This is a genomic window from Allobosea sp. LjRoot9 (assembly GCF_964252745.1).
Taxonomy (GTDB): domain Bacteria; phylum Pseudomonadota; class Alphaproteobacteria; order Rhizobiales; family Beijerinckiaceae; genus Allobosea.
Window position 1 is genome coordinate 159,018 of the sequence record NZ_CAXUPC020000011.1, and the last position, 20,410, is coordinate 179,427.

Below are 20,410 nucleotides of genomic sequence, written 5' to 3' on the forward strand. Positions count from 1 at the left end.
TTGTTGTGGAACGGTTAGGCATCGGCATGGTCGCTGCCGCAATGCGTCCAGGAGATCCGAGCCATGCGCGACCCGCCGCCTCTGTGGCGGAAGCCGGAGCACCGATCGTCGCCGTGACGTTGCGACATCCTTGGATTCGCGGTGAAATCGCTAAACAAACGCTTAAAATCAGAGCTTTTCAGCCTGTTCGAAACCCAATGAAACAATCTGCAGCCAATAATTTCGCGCACTGATTGTACGCTTCTACGCACTACCCGTATAGAGTTCGTAATTGTTGCCAATTCGTCACAGCTTGTGTCTGCCACAATTTCGCCACGCACTGTTCACCCCACGGCCATCTCGCACACCTTGAAAGAAGCATCGGGGCATGGCGTGGAATTTGCGCGTCGCTCCTGGATCACGTCGCATTCGAACGGTTCCGTCCGAACGCGAGAAAACGTGATCGATTCTAAAAGTTTAGAGCATTGCTCACGCGAAAAACCGGTACCCACTTTTTCACGCAATGCTCTAGGTTTTCGTCGCCGCCCGCCAGATTCACCCATCGAGCCCCATCCATGTCCTTCGTGCCCTCCGCCTTCGCCAGTCTCCCCCTCAAGCGCCTCGCGGCGCTGCTGATGCCCCTTCTGCTCGCGGCCTGCGTGAGCACGCGGCAGGAGCCCTTCGAGGCGGCGCGGGCACCCGGCGTCAGTGCCGAATATCTCGCCATGTATGGCGACCAGCCCGATGAGACCTATCCGCTGCCGGCGACCGACGTCTCGGAGGTCGATCCGAAGTTCCTGCGCCACGAGGTCTCCTACCCGACCCGCGAAGCGCCCGGCACCATCGTCGTCGATACCGACAACCGCTTCCTCTATCTCGTCCGCGAGAACGGCCGCGCCATCCGCTACGGCATCGGCGTCGGCAAGCAGGGCATGTCCTGGCGCGGCCGCGCCACCGTCGGCCGCAAAGCCAGCTGGCCGCGCTGGACCCCGACGCCTGCGATGATCGCGCGCGATCCGGCGAAGAACGGCCCCTGGGCCGGCGGCATGCAGGCCGGCCTCGACAACCCGCTCGGCGCACGCGCGCTCTATCTCTACCAGGGCGACCGCGACACGATGTACCGCATCCACGGCACTTCGGAGCCCTGGTCGATCGGCCAGTCGGTCTCCAGCGGCTGCATCCGGATGTTCAACCAGGACATCATCGACCTGCACAGCCGGGTGCCGACCGGGACGACCGTCGTCGTGCTGAACCGCGGCACCTTGCTGAAGCCGGCCCCGGGCGAGGAGTTCGACGAGTTCACCCCCGACCTGATGTAAGGTCAGGGCCATGTCCGATCCGGCTGGATCGGACATGGCCGCAAGATTCTGTCTTGACGCGTTTTCTTCACGCGAACCGGTATCCACTTCGCTCGAAAACGCTTCTGCCCTGACGCGTTTTCTTCACGCGAACCGGTATCCACTTCGCTCGAAAACGCTTCTGCCCTGACGCGTTTTCTTCACGCGAACCGGCATCCACTTCGCTCGAAAACGCTTCTGCCCTGACGCGTTTTCTTCACGCGAACCGGCATCCACTTCGCTCGAAAACGCTTCTGCCCTGACGCGTTTTCTGCACGCGAACCGGTGTCCACTTCGCTCAAAAATGCTCCCGCCTTGATACCGTCACACGCACCCACCACCTCTTGAGGCGGCGGCGCGACCGCGCCGCCCAAAACGAGAGGAGATGACGATGACGCCGCAAGAACGCGACGTGATCGCCGGGATTTTCGACCGCCTGAAACAGGCGGCCAACCAGCCCCGCGACCCCGAGGCTGAGCGCTTCATCTCAGACCGCCTGCGCGAGCAGCCCTATGCGCCCTACGCCATGGCGCAGGCCGTCTATGTGCAGGAACAAGCGCTGACCAACCTGCAGGCGCAGGTCGAGGATCTGCAGGCGCAGATGCGCGACCTGCAGAACCGGCAGGCAGAGGCTCCGCCGCAATCCGGCGGGTTCCTTTCCGGCATCTTCGGCAGCGGAACGAAGCCCCCGGACGCGTCGCAGCGCCCTGGCTCCGTTCCCGCCTTTCCGCAGCGCGGAGCCGGGCAGCCTTCACCGGCCTGGAACAGTCCGCAGCCCAACGCGATGCAGGCAGCTCCGATGCAGCCTGGAATGCAGCCGCAGCAGCCCGGTCCCTGGGCCGGCCAGGCGGCGCAGCAACCTCCCGCTGCGCGTGGCGGCGGCTTCATGGCGAGCGCGCTGACGACCGCGGCCGGCGTCGCCGGCGGCATGGTGCTGGGCAATGTCCTGACCAACGCCTTCGGCGGTCACGGCGCGGGCGCAGGAGCGGCCAAGGCGTCCGATCTGAACTCGATCTCGGACAGCGCCAAGCTCAACCCGCCGACGCCCGACGCCTCCAAGGGCAACGATGCCGCCAGCACGCAAAATGCCGGCGACAATGCCAGCTACAATGACGGCTCGTCCGACCCGGCGAACTACCAGAACGCCAGCAACGACACGCCTGCCGATGAGGGCTATGACGACGGCTCCAGCTTCGCCGGGGACGACGACGATAGCTGGACCTGATCGCAAGAGCGGGATGCGAAAAAGTGGGAACCGGTTTTTCGCATTGATCCCGCTCTAACTCTTAAGATGAGAGACGGATTCAGATTTCAGATGGCATCACTTCGTGATTCCGTCTGAAATCATCCGGCTCTAGCGCCGCTGAAGAGCCGCGCCGACAAACACGAAGCCCGCCCGGCTCACACCGGGCGGGCTTCCGCTTTTTCCTAACCCTCGAAGGCTGCGTGCCTCAGATCACCAGCACCTTCGCGCCGACGCGGACGCGCTCGTAGAGATCCGTGACATCGTCATTGGTCATGCGGATGCAGCCCGAAGAGACCGCCTGGCCGATCGTATGCGGCTCGTTGGTGCCGTGGATGCGGTAGAGTGTGGAGCCGAGATACATGGCGCGCGCGCCCAGCGGGTTCTCAGGGCCACCCTGCATGAAGCGCGGCAGGTCGGGGCGGCGCTTCAGCATCTCGGCCGGCGGCGTCCAGCTCGGCCATTCCGCCTTGCGGCTGACCGTCTTCATGCCCGCCCAGGAGAAGCCGGGGCGGCCGACGCCGATGCCGTAGCGCAAGGCGCGCCCGCCCGGCTGGACCAGGAAGAGGAAGCGCTGCGGCGTATCGATGATGATCGTGCCCGCCTTGTGCGGACCGTCATAGGCGACCTCCTGCTTGCGGAAGCGCGGATCGATGACGCGCTCGATCGGGCGCTCCATCTCGGCGGGCTCGCCGAGCGCGGCCATGCGGCGGCCGGCCGCGCGCGGCTGGGCCGCAGGCTCGAAGGGGTCTGCCGGATAGGCCGACGACTGGGTACTGCGGCCATAGGTGGCGTAGGCGCCCGGGCGATTATAGACCGCCCCGCCCCGGCCCATCGGCGTCGGATCGCGGCCGGTCATCAGCATCTCGATGAAACCGCCGCCGTAATTGGCCCGCCCCGAGGAGGCGGTCGCCATCGGATCGCCCGGCAGCGGCTGGGCATAGTTCTGGGCGAGGGCCGGCCCGCCCAGCACAAGGGCGGTAAGCGGCAGGAGAAGGACTGGACGCATGACGCAACTCTCTCGACATCAACCTGCCGGAGAGCCTGCCGAGCGGCAGGAGAAGGAATGGTGAATCGTTGACTCTGCGGCGCACGGCAGGCGGTTAATTCCGTTAAATCAACGAATTAACCTTAGCGATCAGGCAAGGGACAGGGTGAACGAAGCGTTGCTCACCAGGTCACGCGCAGACCGAGATTGCCCTGCACCGAGCGCCGGTCCTTGCCGCCCAGCGCGCTGGTGTAGCCGGCCGCCGCGTAAAGGCTCACCGCCGACGACAATTTGGCGACGACGCCGCCGCCGATCTCGAGCGAGGTGCCGTCGAATTTGGTCGAGATGACATCGGCGGCGTCGAAGGTGACTTTGTCGGTCCGCTCGAAATTGTGCCAGAGATTGAGGTTGAGATAAGGCTGCCACTGCACGGAGCCGGCCTGGAACGCGCCCTGCAGGCGCGCCCCGATCCGACCGGTGACAGCGTCGCTGGCACTGAGGGCCAGGGTGGCGAAGCGGTCCTGCACTGTGCCCAGCGAGAGATGCTGCCAGATCAATTGCGCCTGCGGCTCCAGCGTCCAGCCCGCTCCGAGCCCGATCGGATAGCCGCCTTCCAGCGACGCTGTCACGGCAGTGCCGTCGAGTTTCCCGATAACGCCGCGATTGGAGCGCCCGTCGCCATCGACCCAGCTATGCATCAAGACCGCGTCCAGATACCAGCCGGAGGGGCCCAGATGCGTCCAGTAAGCGCCCAGACTGTTGGCGTCGAGAACGAGCTTGCCGACCGGGTTGCGCAGCTGGCCGAGGGCAAATCCGCGCACATCGCCATCGGCACGCCCATAGCCGTAGAACAGGCCGAACCTGTCGCGATGGCCGCTCGGCCGATCGATGCCGTAGAGGTCGAGCCCGGCCTGCAAGCCCCAGATCCGGCCATCGAACTCCGGATCGACCGTGCCGGACCAGCGCTGGTTCGTGCGCTCGCCGAAGACGCGGCCCCAGCCCGCCGGCATGCCGCCCTCGCCCGAGAGCAGCCCCTGCTCGCCCTGGCGCTTGTGGAAGGTGCCCAAAGTCGCCAGCCCGAGCTGGCGCACCATGGCGGGCATGGCGGCATAGATCGGAACCTCGACACGGTAGAGCGGCACCGGCGCTGAGCCTGCCGGAGGAGCCGGCGGAAGCGGCGGAGACCCCGATGCGGCAACTGGCGGCGGCTCGCCAGCGGCGGCTGCGACGACGGCATTTCGCAGATACCAGTTATTGGCGGTGCCAGGCGTCGTGCCGCCGTGGAACAGGACATATTCATAGGCGCCTGCCGCCACCGGCCTCGCCAGCGAGAAGGCACTGGTGCTCGTCGTGCCGCCATTGACCGCATCGACGACCAGGATGCCGCTGCCCGCCGTCAGGGCGCCGGGCCCGCCGACATTGCTGACCTGCAAAGCGGAGCTGCCGCTCGCGGTTCCGCCGTTGATCACGAGCTTGTCCGAGGGCGAGCCGTCACTGCCGAGGAAGGTGTTGAGGCCGAGCTGGCCGTTCTGGCCGACATAGTTGGAAACGACCAGCCTGTTCCCGATGCCGGTTCCACCGACCTGCGCGAGCCCCGCATTGGTCAAGGTGCCGGCGATGGTGAAATCGCCCTTCGCAGCGCCGGCGAAAGCGGCCACCGCATCCGCGACCGCGATCGTGCCGTTGTTCGTGACCGCGCCCGTGACCGTGCCATAGCCGCCCAGCGTCGCTCCCCCCGCCACCGTGACCGGACCACCGCCGGAGAGCGCTGCCAGCGGGCTGGCGGCATTGCCGACAGCCAGCGTGCCTGCGCTGACCGTGGTTCCACCGGTATAGCCGTTGTTTGCCGTCAGCACGGTCGTGCCCGTACCGAGCTGGGTGAGCGAGCCGGTGCCGGAGACGGTTCCGGGGAAGGTCACGATGTCCGAGCGATTGAAGGCCAATGTGCCGTTATTGACGACATCGCCGAGGATGCTGCCCGTGGTGCCGCCGATACCGAGCTGCAGCGTGCCCTGGGTGATGGTGGTGCCGCCGGTATAGCTGTTCGTATTGCTCAGGCTCAGCGTGCCGGCCTCGGTTTTCTCGAGCGCGCCCGTCCCCGAGATGATGCCCGCATAGGTTCCCGCATCCGGCTGAGTGAAGCGCACCAGGCCGTTATTGGTCACGGTCGGCGTCATGCTCTGGGCCCGGCCTTCGAGCGTGCCGGAAGGGTCGATGATCATCTGGCCGGCATAGGCCGAATTGTCGCCGGTGAGCCGCAAGGTGCCCTGCTGCACGGTCGCGACCTGAATGTCGGTGAGCGACCCGCTCAGGATCCAGGTCCCCGGATCGGTCTTGGTCAGGAACTCGAAGCCGGTGACGAGGCTGGCATTGAGCGAGGACAGGCCGGCCCCGCCAAGCGTGATCGTGTCGATGCCGTCGCCGCCCATGATGCGCTGCGTGGCCGGCAGATTCAGGTCGCGCAATGTCGCGCTGTCATTGCCCGGCCCCATATCGACGAAGCCGCCGATCGTGCCGCCCCCGGCCCAGGTGAAGGCATCGTCGCCGGTGCTCATCAGGATATTGCCGCTGATCGCGCCGCCCGTGATCGTGACGATATCGGTTCCGCCGCTGACGCTGATATTGCCGCCGATGGTCCCGCTGGAAATCGTGATGGTGTCATTGCCGAAGCCGGTCACCAGGTTGCCGATGATCGTGCCGCCCGACATGTCGAAGATGTTGTTGTCGAGCTTCATGTCGACGCGCCCGATGCTGCCGCCCGTCATGGTGGCGACGTCGCCATCCTCGAAGGCGCCGACGATCGTCCCACCGGACATGACGAAGATATCGCGCCCGTCGCCCTGCTGCAGCGATTGGACCTGCCCGCCGGTCATGATGAAGGTATCGATGCCGGAGCCTTGCTGGACCGCGCCGTTGACCGTGCCCGCATTGATCTCGAACCGGTCGGCACCCGGTCCCGTCGTCACGCCTCCGGAGATCAGTACGGTGCTGCCCGGTGAGAGGGTGATGTTGGAGATGCCGGCCGGGTCGGTGTTGGTGTAGCTCGCGATGGTGCCGCCAAGCAGCGTCACCGTCTTGGTTCCCGCGCCGCCGGTGATACCGCCGCTGAGGGTGCCGGCGTTGACGGTCAGGCTGTCGTCACCGGCCTGGAGATTGAGCGGCGCGACCGTCGGGTCGGGCGGCGTCGCGTCGCAGACGACGACATCATTGCCGGCGGAGGTCGGGCCGCAAGCGGCCCAGACGGTGTCGGTTGCCATGAAAAGGACGAGAGCGGAAGTTGTCGACAGAATCCGATCGTAGTGACGCCAGCCCATGGATCAGCCATCTCCCTAGCAATTATTCCGTCGTCCTCCGATCGTTCCATGGTCTCGCTCGCCCTGTTGCGGGTGCGCGGATCGAGCCCCCGGCACCTCGACGTGCCGTCATCAGATGTCGGGACCACGGGATGAAGGTCGACAGCTTATTGTTTCTCAATGTTACTGAGATTAGGGCCGCCGTCTAGTTTGATTCCAAAATTCGGCAAATGCCGCAAGGTTTCCTTGGAAATCAAGCCATTAGATTCGCCATCCCAAAGCGAAATCATCCTGATTTTTATCGCTCTGAATATAGCTTCGAAAAACAAATGCCTATTGTGACGAATGAATTACATAAAATTCACGCGATAATCGAAGAAGCCATTGAAATTAATCGCAATCTTCTCCGGATTACCGGCGCACAACGTCACGTTGCGCTGCGCGCTTCGCTCTCGCTTCAAGCGTCTAAGGGGCCTCTCAGCTGCGCCCGATTCGCCGGGCCGCCCACCAGAGCCGCGCCGTCGTGCGGCAGCGCGCGACGTCACAGGCAAGGATGAGCGCGCCATAGACCGCAACGCCAATGGAGATCTGCAAAGCTAGCTCGACCGGGGCGGAGAATTGCCGTCGCAGCGGCCAGATCACGGCCGCCATCACAGCTGCCGCCAGAACGACCAGGGCGCAATCGCGTAGCGGCGGTAGAACCGGCAGCACGCGCAGGGCCGCAGTCGCCATTACCACGAGCACGACGAGGAAGGCCGCCGTCTGGCCGAAGGCATAGGCGGCCGGCCCGAGCGTCGACGCCAGGCCGAGCCCGAGCGCGAGATTGACGCCAAGCCCGAGCAGCGCGGCGAGCGTCGCGATGCCGGTGCGCTTGCCGATCAGGAAGACCGGATAGAAGGCGGCCTGGAAGATCGTGATCGCGGCGAAGCCCGGGATCAGGATCGCCATATAGTTGGCGAAACGACCCTGGAAGCTCGGCGGCACGATCAGCCGGTCGAAGGCCGGCAGCACCATCCATAGCCCGACCGCGACCGGCAAGGCGACCATCAGCACGAGCAGGACGTTCCTCGCGATGCGCTTTTGCGCGGCGATCCGGCCACGCGTCTCGTCGAGGCGGATGATCTCGCGCAGCAGCACGATCTCGAGCGTCGCCCCCAGCGTCCCGAACAGGCGCAAGCCCATATCGGAAGCGAGCGAGAAATAGCCGGCCTCGGCATAGCCCTGCGCATCAGCGAGCAGCGAACGGTTGAGCAGCGGGATCAAGGAATAGATCGCATTGCCGGCGACGAGCGGCAGCGCGTAGACGAAGAAGCTCCAGGCGACATCCTTGCGCGCGGCGGCGAGCGACAGCGGCGCATCGGCAAGCGCGCGGCGTACCGCCAGGAGCGAGACCGCGGCGCTGAGCAGGCCGCCGAGCAGCACTACGGTCGGATCCTGCGTCAGCCAGGCTCCGCCGACCATCAGGATCAGCGCCATGATGTTCTTGACGATGATCAGCCGGGCATAGGCGGCATCGAGGAAGCGCGCCCGGGCGATCGCCCCGTGATAATCAAACAGCCCGGCGCCGATCCCGGCCAGCACAGCGGCTGCGAGCAGCATCGCGGGCAATTTGAAGTCGATGCCAACCGCAACGGCGACGACGAGCAGGCCGCAGAGCGAGACGCTGATGCCCGCGACCAGGAGGTCGAGCGTCGCGCGGATCTCGGGCTGGGTCTCGCGCGTCGTCAGCGAATAGAAACGCAGGGCCGATATCTTCAGCCAGTCGAGCAGCGCCGTATTGACCAGCACGATGATGGCCGCGCCTATGGCGTAACGGCCGAACTCGGCCGGGCCGAGGAAGAGGGCGATGAGCAGACCGAGGACGAAGTTCAGCCCGGCATTGATGACGAAGGGCAGCAGGACGGTCATGTCGTCTCGGTCTCGGCGCCAATGCGGCAGGGATCCTTCGACTCAGGCAAGCGCCGGAATCGTGCCGTCTCTTTGGCCTAGCGGGCCGGATGCGGTTTTCCAAGCGGAAGCAGCGCAGCGAGACCTCGAGTCCATCTGATGCCGAGCGAACCGCTGTTTTATCTCGTCGGCTGGGCGACGACGCTCGTCATCGCCATCGGCAAGAGCGCCTTCGGCGGCGGGCTCGCCATTCTCGGCATTCCGCTGCTGGCGATCGTCACCGAGCCGCTCGACGCGGCGATCATGGTCGCCATGCTGGTCTCGCTGATGGACATGATGGCGCTGCGCAGCTTCGGCGCCTCGACCTGGTCGAAGCCCGACCTCGTCTGGCTCCTGCCCGGCCTCGTCGTCGGGATCGGCATCGGCTATCTCGTCTTCGTCCGGATCGATCCGCGCATCGTCACGCTTCTGATCGGGCTGACGACGCTCGCCTTCACCGCGCAATGGTTCCTGAAGGGCCGGCTTGCGGCTCCGGGCTCGCGCCCGGTCTCGGGCAAGCTTGCCTTGCTGGCCGGTACAGCCTCGGGCTTCACCACCTTCGTCGCGCATGCGGGCGGACCGCCGGTCGCGATGTATCTGCTCGGGCGCGGCCTGCCCAAGAGCACGCTGGTGGGCACGACCATCGCGCTCTTCACGCTCGGCAACTGGCTGAAGCTGCCGCCCTATTTCGCGCTCGGGCTGAAGCATACCGAGGCCCTGTGGGGAGCTCTCGCGCTCGCGCCGGCCGTGCCGATCGGCATCTGGCTCGGGCATGTCGTGCATCGCAAGCTCGACCAGAAGACGCTGTTCATCTGGTGCTACGGCCTGCTCGCCGTCGCCGCCGCGAAGCTTTCGGTCGATGCGGCGCTCGCGCTGTTGCGCTGAGGGAATGCGGACTTGCGGAACCACACCCTATTCGTGCGGCCGCATAAGCCGTAAGCGATCGCCATGACCGCCCTGCTCCCGCCCATCCGCGACGCTCGCGATTCCGATTCCGAGCCGCTCGCCACCCTCATCGCCGCGAGCTTCGCGGAGTATCCGAACTGCTTTTTCGAATGGTCTGAATTCCCCGAACTGCGCGCGCCCGCCAGCCACTTCGCAGGGAAAGGCGGCCGGCTCTGGATCGCCGAGGCGCCCGGCGGCGGCATCGCCGGCTCGCTCGGCGTCACGCCCGTGCCCGAGCAGAACGCGGCGGAGATCACCAAGGTCTATGCCGACCCGGCCTTTCGCGGCTCCGGCCTGGCGCAGGCGTTGTTCGCTGAGGCGCTGCGCTTCGCCGAGGCCGGCAGCTATGGCGAGATGATGCTGTGGTCCGATACGCGCTTCGCGCGCGGCCACCGCTTCTATGAGAAGCTCGGCTTCGTGCGCTGGCCGGCGGCGCGCTATCTCGCCGACGTCTCCGAGACCTGGGAGTATCATTTCCGCAAGCGCCTGACCGGTGTCTCGACATGACGCTCCCGACGGCGCTCCGTGCCGTCCTCGGCATCGCGCTGCTCACCGCCATGGATGCGGTGGTCAAGGGGCAGATGCGCGCGCACCCCTTCTTCCCTGCATTGTTCATGCGCTTCGCCATGGGCAGCCTGTTCGCGCTCATCTTCGTCGCGATCGCCCGGCCGTCGCGCCCGACGCGGGCAAGCCTGATCGGCAATACGATCCGCGTTCCGGTCGTCGTGCTCACCGCCAGCAGCTTCTTCTATTCGCTCTCGCTCCTGCCGATGGCGGAGGCGCTGACACTCTCCTTCCTGGCCCCCGTCTTCGTCGCACTGCTGGGCGCCCTCCTGCTCAAGGAAAAGCTCAGCGGACGCGTCTTCCAGGCGCTCGGCTTCGGTCTCGCCGGGATGCTCATCATGGTCTGGCCGCGCCTGCAGGGCCATGTCAGCAACGCCGAGCTCGGTGTTGCGGCCGCCCTGTTCTCGGCCGTGGCCTATGCCTTCAATCTGGTCCTGCTCCGGCGCATCGCGCAGAAGGAGCATCCGGCGATCATCGTGCTGTTCCAGAATGGCGGACCGGCCTTGTGCCTCGCCATCCCCGCCGCGCTCGCCTTCGTGCCGATGAATTGGGCCGACATCGGGACCTATGCCCTGGCCGGCGCACTTGGCGTCGGCGGGCATCTGATGCTGGTTTCAGCCTATGCCTGCGCCGAGGCGTCACGTCTCGCGCCGCTCGAATACACCGCGCTGATCTGGGCGAGCCTGCTCGGCTACCTGATGTTCGCAGAGGTGCCGCTGTTCACGACCTTCGCCGGCGCCTTGCTGATCGTCGCCGGCGCGATCGCGGTCAGCCGGCGCTGACACCGACGGCCTCGACCTCAGGCAGCGGCGCAATAGGCCTCGATGCGATAGCCGTCCGGGTCGACCACGAAAGCCGCGTAGTAGTTGGGGCCATAGGACTCCCGCAGGCCGGGCCGGCCATTGTCCGCCCCGCCCTGCGCGATCGCCGCGGCATGGAACGCATCCACGCTCTGCCGCGTCGGTGCGACGAAGCAGAAATGCAGGTTCGAGCCCGGGTCGGGCGGCACCGGCGTCGCGACCGCGCCGAGCCAGAAGGCGACGGCGTCCCGGCCATAGCCCAATGAGGCCTCGTCCTCGCTGAGACAGCGATAGCCGAGCGCGCCGAGCGCGGCATCGTAGAAGCGCTTCGAGCGGGCGATCTCGTCAACGCCGATGGAAACATGATCGAGCATAGTCATCTCCTTTTTAGGGCGGATCAGGGAAGCGTACGGCGTGCCTGGACATCGGCTTGCAGCCTCCAGCTCACACCGTCATCGGGTGAAGATTCGCCAAGCCAGCGAAAGGAATCGCGCGCGATCTCGGTAAAGCGCCAGCGTATCGCGACGCCGTCCCCGGCCTTGCCGAGCTGGACGATGTCACTGCCTTCGGCGCGGCCGATCTGGCGTGCGTAGTATTGCTTCAGCGGGTCGCTCCAAAGGATGTGCCAAGCATCGAGCTCAGGGTCATAGACCCGCAGCGTCGTGCCATGGAAGAAACCGGGCAGGATCCAGACATCCTGGATCGCGCGTCCCTCCAGAACCCAGCCGAAGCCGATACTTCCCTTGGCTTCATGCCGGGCGCCATCATCGGCATGAATGATCGCGTCCATCGTCCAGGCACCGATGAGCCAGCCATAGAGCGCCAACCCGCCGACCCTGTCAGGCGCAGGCGCATCCGCGTGAAGCATGTCGAGGAAGGACGCTGACGCTGCTGCCATGTTCGGGCTCCCGCTGGGGGCATATCCCTCGATCTAGAGCCCCCGCCCCTCCCGGCGCTTGGGGAAAATTGCTAAACTGCGGCGATGACTGCGACCTCGCATCTTCTGGCCTCGGGCCCCGGTTGGCGCGTGCGGGACATCACCTGCACGGCCGGGCCTGCCGACCGCACCTTCGAGGAACAGCACGCGCATTGCTGCATCGCGGCGGTGATGAGCGGCAGCTTCAGCTACCGCTCCGCCCAGGGCGCCGCGCTGCTCGCGCCGGGCGCGCTCCTGCTCGGCAATCAGGGGGCCTGCTTCGAGTGCGGCCACGACCATGCGGCCGGCGACCGCTGCCTCGCCTTCCAGTTCGACCCGGCCTATCTGGAAGACATCCTTGCCGGCGTCCCGGGCGTGCGGCGGCTCGCTTTCTCGCGCGCCCATCTGCCGCCCTCGCCGGCGTTTGCGGGCCTGATAGCCGAGATGGCGACCAGCGACGGCGGCGCTGCCGCCTATGAGGAGCTCGCCGTCCGGCTGGCCGGTGCCGTGGCGGCAAGGCTCGCGGACGAGCCGCCCGCAACCGCCGCGCCGACAGCGCGTGACGCGCGCCGCATCACCCGGGTCCTGCGGTGCATCGAGGCGCGCTCCCAGGAGACGCTGAGCTTGACCCAGCTCGCCCGGGAGGCGGCGATGAGCCCGTATCACTTCCTGCGGACATTCAAGGCACTGATCGGCATGACGCCGCATCAGTTCCTGCTCAGGACGCGCCTGCACCGGTCCGCGCTCCTGCTGCGCGGCGCGGAGCATGGGGTCGCGCAGATCGCCTTCGATTGCGGCTTCGGCGATCTCTCGACCTTCAACCGCCACTTCCGCCTGGCGATGGGCAAAAGCCCCAGCGCCTATCGCGCGAGCCGGAACCGCGCCGCCTAGAGGCTGTCAGGGACTATGCGTCCTTTTCCAGGCCGCCCGCTCACAGCTTTCCGTCGACCAGCTCGCTCCTGGCGACGGCGACAACCTCGCGGGTCAGCTCCGCCAGATGATCGGCGGACAGGCGATTGACCTGCCAGAACAGCGGAATGTCGATCGGCGTATCGGGGATCAGCTCGATCAGGCGGCCCGAGCGCAAATGCTCGTCGACGAGCTGGATCGGATTCATGCCCCAGCCTATGCCCATCACGGCGCCATCGACGAAGCTTTGCGTCGCTGGCAGCCAATGGGTGGGATGCGCCAGCTTCCGCCCTGCGACCTGCTGGAGCCACTGGCTTTGCAGACGGTCCTTCTGGTTGAAGGTCAAGGCCGGCGCCAGGGCGAGCGTGTCTGGCGTGACGCCCTTTGGAAAATACCGCGCCATGAAATCGGGACTGGCCGTCGCGCGATAGCGCAGCGCGCCCAGGGCAACGCGCCGACAGCCCTGGACCGGCTTGCCCAGGCTCGTCACCGCGGCCACCACATGTCCGCGCTGCAGCCACTCGGCCGTATGGTCCTGGTCGTCCACGGCGAGGTTCAGCAGATGCTCGGAGCGCCGGGTGAAGTGCGAGACGGCCTTGAGGAACCAGGTCCCGAGGCTATCGGCATTGGTCGCGACATGCAGCGTGACCTTGTGGCGGGCAGCGCCGCTCCCGGCGGCTGGCAAATGCCTGAGCAATTCGCCTTCGAGCATCCCGACCTGTTCCATATGCCGGCATAGCCATGCGCCCTTCTCGGTCGCGACGCAGGGCGCACCGCGGACGATGAGCACCAGGCCGAGGCGCTCCTCGAGCTGCTTGACGCGCTGCGATACAGCCGATGGCGTGACGTTGAGGCTGTGAGCGGCCCGCTCGAAGCTGCCGGCCTGGACCACCGCGGCAACGGCGCGCAATGCGGAGTAATCGAGCATGGAATTAGCACTGCTTAATCTGCCTTAGCAGCATTAACTAGCCTAATCCCATGGCGGCAGCTAGCTCCGATGCCACCCCGGCAGCCGGAGAGAGCCACAGCATGAACGTGACGGTCTATCTGACGGGCCTCGGCGTGAGCCTGAGCCTGATCCTCGCGATCGGTGCGCAGAACGCCTTCGTGCTCCGCCAGGGCTTGCGCAACGAGCATGTGTTCGCCGTCTGCCTCGCCTGCGCGCTGTCGGACGGCGTGCTGATCGCACTCGGCGTCAGCAGCTTTCGGCAGATCTCCGCCTTCTCGCCCTGGATCGATCCGATGATGCGCTATGCCGGGGCGGCCTTCCTGTTCTGGTATGGCGCAAAGAGCCTGCATGCGGCGCTGCGCTCCAATGAGGCGCTCGTCACCGGCTATGGCAGGGCGGCGGGCCTGCGGCAGACCCTGATAACCTGTCTCGCGCTGACCTGGCTCAACCCGCATGTCTATCTCGACACCGTCGTGCTGGTCGGCACGATCTCGACGCAGTTTCCCGGGTTCGAACCCGTCTTTGGCGCGGGCGCGGTCACCGCCTCCTTCCTGTTCTTCTTCGCGCTCGGCTATGGCGCGCGCTGGCTGCGCCCGTTCTTCGCCAGGCCGTCGGCATGGCGGGCCCTGGAAGCCGCCATTGCCGCCACGATGTGGATGATTGCGGCCAGGCTGGCGCTGAGCGCCTGATCTCAGCCGCGCAGCACCATGCAGGTCTCGGAGCCATGCGCGAGCAGCTTGCCGCGCGCATCGGTCAACCGGCCCTCGCTGGTGATGACGCTGCCGCCGCGATGGATCAGCTTGCCCTCGCAGCGCACCGTGCCGCTATCGGGCATGACCGGGCGGACATAGTTGAGCTTCATCTCCAGCGTCGTGTAGCCCTCGCCCACCTTCAGCGTGGTGTGCGCAGCGCAGGCCATGGCGGAATCGAGGATCGTCGCCGTCCAGCCGCCATGGATCGTGCCAAGCGGGTTGAAGAAGCGCGCTGAGGGCTTGCCGACGAAGACGACGCGCCCCTCCTCGACCTCGACGAGATCAAGATCCATCGCATCGGCGAAGGGCGCGCCGGGATGGCGGCCCTCGGCCAGGCCGCGCAGGAAGCTGAGCCCATCCTCGGCCAGCAGGACCTCACGGGAAACGACTCCGACCTCGCGCGCCATCACTGCTTCTCACTTATTGTGTAGATACACGTTAAGTGACAAAAGGACCGCCGGTCAAGCCGCGTCTCAGTCCGCAAGGCGTGCGACGCGGCGCAGCGCTTTCAGGCCCTCGCGGGTTTCGCTCCAGCGCTCCTTGCCGAGCCCGCCCTCGATCCGCTCCTGCGCTGCCTGCCAATAAGGGATGGCGGCCTCGATCGCCGCCCTGCCCTTCTCGGTGACCGCATAGACCGAGGCGCGGCCCTTGCACTCGACGGGAACGATCAGCGCCTCGGCTGCCAGCAATTGCAGATTGCGGGTCAGCGAGGTGCGCTCCAGGGCGAAGCGCTCGGCCAATTCGGTGACGGAGCGCCAGGCGCCGGTGCTCAGGGCCGAGAGCAGCACGAACTGCGTGATCTTCAACCCGCTCGGGCGCATCGCCTCGTCATAGGCCCGCGTCACCGCCCGCGCCGTCATGCGCACATGCAGCGCCACGCAGGAACGGGCGATATCGTCGAGCCGGGGATCGGGCACAGGTGTCGTCATTTCGCCATGCTAGCGTGTTCAACCAGCTTTGGCAGCAAGCCCCCGGCGCCCCCTCCGCATTCACTTTATGGCCGGATGATTTCTTGACTCTCCGAGGCGACGCGCCTATCTCCCCGCCATCGGTTAGCACTCGATACCTGAGACTGCTAACAGGTGCCCATCGTGGGTTCGCCATTGAGCGCCCGCATCGAATTAGATCCAAGAGGAAGACAGAACCATGAAGTTCCGTCCGCTGCATGACCGCGTTGTGGTCCGTCGCCTTGATGGCGAAGAGAAGACCAAGGGTGGCATCATCATCCCCGATACCGCCAAGGAAAAGCCCCAAGAGGGCGAAGTCATCGCCGTCGGCCCGGGCGGCCGCGACGAAGCCGGCAAACTGACCCCGCTGGACGTCAAGAAGGGCGATCGCGTCCTGTTCGGCAAGTGGTCGGGCACCGAGGTCAAGATCGATGGCCAGGATCTCCTGATCATGAAGGAATCCGACGTCATGGGCGTCATCGGCTGAACGCCAAGCGACCGCCCATCCCCGTTTTCATGTAAGGAGTAGCTCTTATGGCTGCCAAAGACGTCAAGTTCTCCACCGACGCACGCGACCGCATGCTGCGCGGCGTCGAAATCCTCAACAACGCCGTCAAGGTCACGCTCGGCCCCAAGGGCCGTAACGTCGTGATCGACAAGTCGTTCGGCGCCCCGCGCATCACCAAGGACGGCGTTACCGTCGCCAAGGAGATCGAGCTCGCCGACAAGTTCGAGAACATGGGCGCCCAGATGGTGCGCGAAGTGGCCTCGAAGCAGAACGACGCTGCCGGCGACGGCACCACGACCGCCACCGTTCTGGCCGCCGCCATCATGCGCGAAGGCCTGAAGTCGGTTGCCGCCGGCATGAACCCGATGGATCTGAAGCGCGGCATCGATCTGGCTGTCGAAGCCATCGTCGCCGACCTCAAGAAGAACTCCAAGAAGGTCACGTCCAACGCGGAAGTCGCGCAGGTCGGCACCATCTCGGCCAACGGCGACGAGTCGGTCGGCAAGATGATCGCGACCGCCATGCAGAAGGTCGGCAACGAGGGTGTCATCACCGTCGAGGAAGCCAAGACCGCCGAGACCGAGCTCGACGTCGTCGAGGGCATGCAGTTCGACCGTGGCTATCTCTCGCCCTACTTCATCACCAACGCCGAGAAGATGGTCGCTGAGCTCGAGGATCCCTACATCCTCATCTTCGAGAAGAAGCTGTCTTCGCTTCAGGCGATGCTGCCGATCCTCGAGGCCGTCGTTCAGACCGGCAAGCCGCTGCTGATCATCGCCGAGGACGTCGAAGGCGAGGCTCTGGCCACGCTCGTCGTCAACAAGCTCCGTGGCGGCCTGAAGGTCGCGGCCGTCAAGGCTCCGGGCTTCGGCGATCGCCGCAAGGCGATGCTTGAGGATCTCTCGATCCTGACCGCCGGTCAGATGATCTCGGAAGACCTCGGCATCAAGCTCGAGACCGTGACGCTCGCCATGCTCGGACGTGCCAAGAAGGTGCGCATCGAGAAGGAGAACACCACGATCATCGACGGCGCCGGCAAGAAGAAAGACATCGAGGGCCGCGTCGCGCAGATCAAGGCGCAGATCGAGGAGACCACCTCGGACTACGACCGTGAGAAGCTCCAGGAGCGTCTGGCCAAGCTCGCTGGCGGCGTCGCGGTGATCCGCGTCGGCGGCGCGACCGAAGTCGAAGTCAAGGAGAAGAAGGACCGCGTCGACGATGCCCTGAACGCGACCCGCGCTGCGGTCGAAGAAGGCATCCTGCCGGGCGGCGGCGTCGCCCTCCTGCGCGCCCTCTCGACCGTCAAGGCGATCAAGACCGCCAATGACGACCAGAAGACCGGCGTCGAGATCGTCCGCAAGGCGATCATGGCCCCGGCCAAGCAGATCGTCGACAACGCTGGCGATGACGGCGCGGTCGTGGTCGGCAAGCTGCTCGAGTCCAAGGACTACGCCTTCGGCTACAACGCCCAGACCGGCGTCTACGGCGATCTGGTCAAGGCCGGCATCATCGACCCGACCAAGGTCGTGCGCACGGCGATCCAGGACGCGGCTTCGATCGCTGGCCTGCTGATCACCACCGAGGCGATGATCGCCGAGCTGCCGAAGAAGGACTCCCCGATGCCCCCGATGGGCGGCGGCGGCATGGGCGGCATGGATTTCTGAGGAAATCCAAACGCCCATCTTCCAAGGGTTCTGGAACCGGGCATGCCCGGTTCCAGTGGCGGCATGGACTTCTGAGGAAGTCCAGTCGCCCAAGACGACAAAGTGCCGAAACCGGGCAAGCCCGGTTTCGGTGGCGGCATGGATTTCTGATCCAAACCTCCATCCAACTGTTAATGGGAAAGGCCCGGCGCAAGCCGGGCCTTTTTCATGTCCGGCCGATGACAATTTGCTGATCTTCCGGTGCCGCCATTGAATGGCCGCATCCTCTGCGACATGGTCAGAATCGCGATGGCACCTCGTCATCCCCCGCCATTTCCGCAGGATCCCCGCCCATGCGCCCATTGAGCATCGCCGTCGCCGTGCTTGCCGTGATTGCCCTCATCCTGGGCCAGCAGAGCGGCAGCGCCGGAGCCATCGGGATGGGCGTCATCGGCCTGCTGCTTGCCGCGGCGACATGGCGGGCCGTCGCGATCGCGACCTTCCTCAGGATCTTCTCGATCATCTTCGGCGTGGAGTATGTGCTCACCGGCGCGGCCTTCCTGGTCGCCCAATCCGGCGCCTGGCCCCAGGCCTGGCAGGCGCTCGTGCCGCCGGCCAGCCTGACGATCACGATCGCGGTCTTCGGCCTGATCGTCTACGCCATCTCCTTCGTCCCCGGCATCGCCCGCATCGCCAGGCTGGCCTCGCCCTATTTCGAGGCTCCGGAGCTGACCACCGGACATCTATGGCCCTTGAAGTCCTTTCGGATCGGCGCCGGCCGCCTCGGCACGCTCCTGCTGGTTTTCCTGGTCGTCCTCAACCAATTGCAGGTCGCGATCTCGCTCAGGCTGTCCTTCTTCAACCGCGATTTCTACAACGCGATCCAGGAGAAGGATGCGGCGAGCTTCTGGTACCAGCTGATCTATGTGTTCAGCGTCTGGGCGGCGATCTCGGTCGTCTCCAACCTGATCGAAATCGTCGCCAACTACACGCTGCTGATCCGCTGGCGGCGCTGGATGGCCGAGAAGTTCAGCAGCGCCTGGCTCGGCAATTCCAATCACTACAGGGTCTCGCTCGCCGGAAATGCCGACAACCCCGACCAGCGTATCGCCGAGGACACGCGCGCCTTCGTCAACCAGACCTATAATTTCGCGCTGCCCCTGCTCACGCAGGTCTCCACGCTCGTCTCCTTCTCGATCATCCTGTGGTCGATACCGGTCGCGAGTGTCCTGCCCGGTACGGACATCACCATCCCCGGCTTCATCTTCTGGATGGCGCTGATCTATTCCATCGCCGCGACCTGGATCGCCCATCGGATCGGAAAGCCGCTGATCGGGCTCGAATTCGAACAGGAGAAGCGCGAGGCGAATTTCCGCTTCTCGCTGGCACGGCTGCGCGAATATTCCGAACAGATCGCGCTCATGCGCGGCGAGAATGCCGAGCAGAAGCATCTCAGCGAGCGCTTCGGCGACATCGTCACCAATTTCTACAGGCTCGTCTGGGCGCGCGTTCGATTGACCACCTTCACGCTCTCCTTCGGCCAGGCCAATGTCGTCGTGCCCTATATCCTGCTCGCGCCGCATTATTTCTCGGGCAAGATCACGCTCGGCATCATGACGCAGGTCGCCTCGGCCTTCGACCGGGTCCAGACCGCGATGTCCTTCTTCATCGACCGCTATCAGTCGATCGCGTCCTATGTCGCCTCGATCAACCGCCTCACCACCTTCGAGGCCGCGATCGCGCAGGCGGCCAGCGCCAGCGACAAGGGCATCCATGAGGTACCCGCCAAGGGCGATGCAGTGCATGTCGACGAGGCCACGCTGAGCCTGCCCAACGGCCAGCCGATCGTGCGGGTGCGCGATCTCGACCTCGGCACGGCCCGGCGGACGCTGGTCATCGGCCCCTCGGGCTCGGGCAAGTCGACGCTGTTTCGCGCCATTGCAGGCATCTGGCCCTTCGGCCAAGGCAAGGTCGGCATCCCGGCCGGAGCCGAGATCATGCTCCTGCCGCAGCGCCCCTACCTGCCGCAAGGCAGCCTGCGTGCAGCGCTTGCCTATCCCGCACCGCTTGATGCCTATGGCGAGGCCGAGATCAAGGCGGCGATGCAGCTGACCAAGCTCGGCCATCTCTCCGAGCGGCTGGACGAGGTCGATCTCTGGGGCCAGCGCCTTTCCGGCGGCGAGCAGCAGCGCCTGGCCGTGGCGCGCGCCCTCTTGGCCAAGCCCGACTGGCTCTTCCTGGACGAGGCGACGGCCTCGCTCGACGAGAAGCTGGAGGGCGAGATCTATGCCGCGATGGAGCAGGCGCTGCCGCAGACCAAGATCGTCTCGATCGGCCACCGCTCGACGCTGCGGGCGATGCACGATTCGATCGTGACCATGCAGCCGAACGAGGACGGCACCTTCAGCCCCAAGGCGGAAAGCCGGGAGATGGTCGGTTAGAACTGGTTGTTTGTGCCCGGAAACGCGCGGTCATTCCGGGGCGCGGGGCCCCCCTCTCCTGCATCGAAGTCGGGCCCACCCGACTTCGACACTCTGAGTACTGAACCCGGGTATACCCGGGTTCAGTGAGAGGGGCAGAGGTGAGGTGTAGGCCCCTGGACCAGTGGCGTCGAAACCTCACAGCGAAGCAGCGGTGAGGCCGCGGTCAAAGCGTCAAACGGCCGACCCCTCACCCTGCCCTCTCCCACCAATCTCGGGCTTGCCCGAGAT

The 20,410-nt window shown here is 65.6% G+C and carries 18 protein-coding genes; 10 read left to right on the top strand and 8 right to left on the bottom strand.

Annotated elements, in window-relative coordinates; translation table 11 throughout:
* Positions 1–554: 554 nt before the first annotated feature.
* A complete protein-coding gene (locus ACSQ3P_RS28290) occupies positions 555–1,298 on the top strand; it encodes a L,D-transpeptidase (RefSeq protein ID WP_436168779.1) in 744 nt (247 codons plus the stop codon).
* A gap of 409 nt (positions 1,299–1,707) precedes the next feature.
* Complete coding sequence (locus ACSQ3P_RS28295; RefSeq protein ID WP_436168780.1) at positions 1,708–2,541, top strand: DUF2076 domain-containing protein; 834 nt, start codon at positions 1,708–1,710, stop codon at positions 2,539–2,541.
* A 226-nt stretch (positions 2,542–2,767) separates the two neighbouring features.
* Here the strand turns inward: ACSQ3P_RS28295 and ACSQ3P_RS28300 are convergent, their stop codons facing one another.
* From ACSQ3P_RS28300 to ACSQ3P_RS28310, 3 genes are all read right to left on the bottom strand, one after another.
* A complete protein-coding gene (locus ACSQ3P_RS28300) occupies positions 2,768–3,568 on the bottom strand; it encodes a L,D-transpeptidase (RefSeq protein WP_436168781.1) in 801 nt (266 codons plus the stop codon).
* A 161-nt stretch (positions 3,569–3,729) separates the two neighbouring features.
* Entirely contained in the window at positions 3,730–6,804 is a 3,075-nt protein-coding gene (locus tag ACSQ3P_RS28305) for an autotransporter outer membrane beta-barrel domain-containing protein (RefSeq protein WP_436168782.1), read from the bottom strand.
* 513 nt (positions 6,805–7,317) lie between these two features.
* The gene (locus tag ACSQ3P_RS28310; RefSeq protein ID WP_436168783.1) at positions 7,318–8,748 is read right to left on the bottom strand and encodes a lipopolysaccharide biosynthesis protein; all 1,431 of its coding nucleotides are present in this window, start codon (positions 8,746–8,748) and stop codon (positions 7,318–7,320) included.
* Between the two features lie 138 nt (positions 8,749–8,886).
* On the opposite strand from ACSQ3P_RS28310, the gene ACSQ3P_RS28315 reads away from it, so the two are divergent.
* The 3 genes from ACSQ3P_RS28315 to ACSQ3P_RS28325 all read left to right on the top strand — a co-directional run bounded on the left by ACSQ3P_RS28315 (position 8,887) and on the right by ACSQ3P_RS28325 (position 11,057).
* Positions 8,887–9,651: a sulfite exporter TauE/SafE family protein gene (locus tag ACSQ3P_RS28315; RefSeq protein ID WP_311910523.1), complete on the top strand. Its 765-nt coding sequence runs from the start codon at positions 8,887–8,889 to the stop codon at positions 9,649–9,651.
* A gap of 63 nt (positions 9,652–9,714) precedes the next feature.
* Positions 9,715–10,218 (top strand): GNAT family N-acetyltransferase, encoded by a 504-nt coding sequence (locus tag ACSQ3P_RS28320; protein ID WP_436168784.1) that lies wholly within the window; start codon positions 9,715–9,717, stop codon positions 10,216–10,218.
* Entirely contained in the window at positions 10,215–11,057 is an 843-nt protein-coding gene (locus ACSQ3P_RS28325; protein WP_436168785.1) for a DMT family transporter, read from the top strand. The genes ACSQ3P_RS28320 and ACSQ3P_RS28325 overlap by 4 nt, the downstream gene beginning before the upstream one ends.
* A 17-nt stretch (positions 11,058–11,074) precedes the next feature.
* Here ACSQ3P_RS28325 and ACSQ3P_RS28330 read toward each other — a convergent pair whose 3' ends face one another.
* Together ACSQ3P_RS28330 and ACSQ3P_RS28335 are read right to left on the bottom strand one after the other, a co-directional pair.
* The gene (locus ACSQ3P_RS28330) at positions 11,075–11,449 is read right to left on the bottom strand and encodes a VOC family protein (protein ID WP_436168786.1); all 375 of its coding nucleotides are present in this window, start codon (positions 11,447–11,449) and stop codon (positions 11,075–11,077) included.
* Between the two features lie 23 nt (positions 11,450–11,472).
* Positions 11,473–11,973 carry a hypothetical protein gene (locus tag ACSQ3P_RS28335; protein WP_436168787.1) on the bottom strand — a complete coding sequence of 167 codons (501 nt, stop codon included), beginning with the start codon at positions 11,971–11,973 and terminating at the stop codon, positions 11,473–11,475.
* Positions 11,974–12,057: 84 nt separating this feature from the next.
* Between ACSQ3P_RS28335 and ACSQ3P_RS28340 the strand changes: the two genes are divergently transcribed.
* Positions 12,058–12,882, top strand: coding sequence for a helix-turn-helix domain-containing protein (locus tag ACSQ3P_RS28340; protein ID WP_436168788.1), 825 nt, complete (start codon positions 12,058–12,060; stop codon positions 12,880–12,882).
* Between the two features lie 40 nt (positions 12,883–12,922).
* Here ACSQ3P_RS28340 and ACSQ3P_RS28345 read toward each other — a convergent pair whose 3' ends face one another.
* Entirely contained in the window at positions 12,923–13,828 is a 906-nt protein-coding gene (locus ACSQ3P_RS28345) for a LysR family transcriptional regulator ArgP (RefSeq protein WP_436168789.1), read from the bottom strand.
* A 101-nt stretch (positions 13,829–13,929) separates the two neighbouring features.
* On the opposite strand from ACSQ3P_RS28345, the gene ACSQ3P_RS28350 reads away from it, so the two are divergent.
* Positions 13,930–14,538, top strand: coding sequence for a LysE/ArgO family amino acid transporter (locus ACSQ3P_RS28350; protein ID WP_436168790.1), 609 nt, complete (start codon positions 13,930–13,932; stop codon positions 14,536–14,538).
* Between the two features lie 2 nt (positions 14,539–14,540).
* Here ACSQ3P_RS28350 and ACSQ3P_RS28355 read toward each other — a convergent pair whose 3' ends face one another.
* Together ACSQ3P_RS28355 and ACSQ3P_RS28360 are read right to left on the bottom strand one after the other, a co-directional pair.
* Entirely contained in the window at positions 14,541–15,008 is a 468-nt protein-coding gene (locus tag ACSQ3P_RS28355; protein WP_436168791.1) for a PaaI family thioesterase, read from the bottom strand.
* Between the two features lie 66 nt (positions 15,009–15,074).
* Positions 15,075–15,530 (bottom strand): MarR family winged helix-turn-helix transcriptional regulator, encoded by a 456-nt coding sequence (locus tag ACSQ3P_RS28360; RefSeq protein WP_436168792.1) that lies wholly within the window; start codon positions 15,528–15,530, stop codon positions 15,075–15,077.
* Positions 15,531–15,747: 217 nt separating this feature from the next.
* On the opposite strand from ACSQ3P_RS28360, the gene groES reads away from it, so the two are divergent.
* The 3 genes from groES to ACSQ3P_RS28375 all read left to right on the top strand — a co-directional run bounded on the left by groES (position 15,748) and on the right by ACSQ3P_RS28375 (position 20,140).
* Positions 15,748–16,035 carry a co-chaperone GroES gene (gene groES, locus ACSQ3P_RS28365; RefSeq protein ID WP_069690314.1) on the top strand — a complete coding sequence of 96 codons (288 nt, stop codon included), beginning with the start codon at positions 15,748–15,750 and terminating at the stop codon, positions 16,033–16,035.
* A 47-nt stretch (positions 16,036–16,082) separates the two neighbouring features.
* The gene (groL, locus tag ACSQ3P_RS28370) at positions 16,083–17,720 is read left to right on the top strand and encodes a chaperonin GroEL (RefSeq protein WP_436168793.1); all 1,638 of its coding nucleotides are present in this window, start codon (positions 16,083–16,085) and stop codon (positions 17,718–17,720) included.
* Between the two features lie 332 nt (positions 17,721–18,052).
* Positions 18,053–20,140: an ABC transporter ATP-binding protein/permease gene (locus tag ACSQ3P_RS28375; RefSeq protein WP_436168794.1), complete on the top strand. Its 2,088-nt coding sequence runs from the start codon at positions 18,053–18,055 to the stop codon at positions 20,138–20,140.
* Positions 20,141–20,410 lie beyond the last annotated feature (270 nt).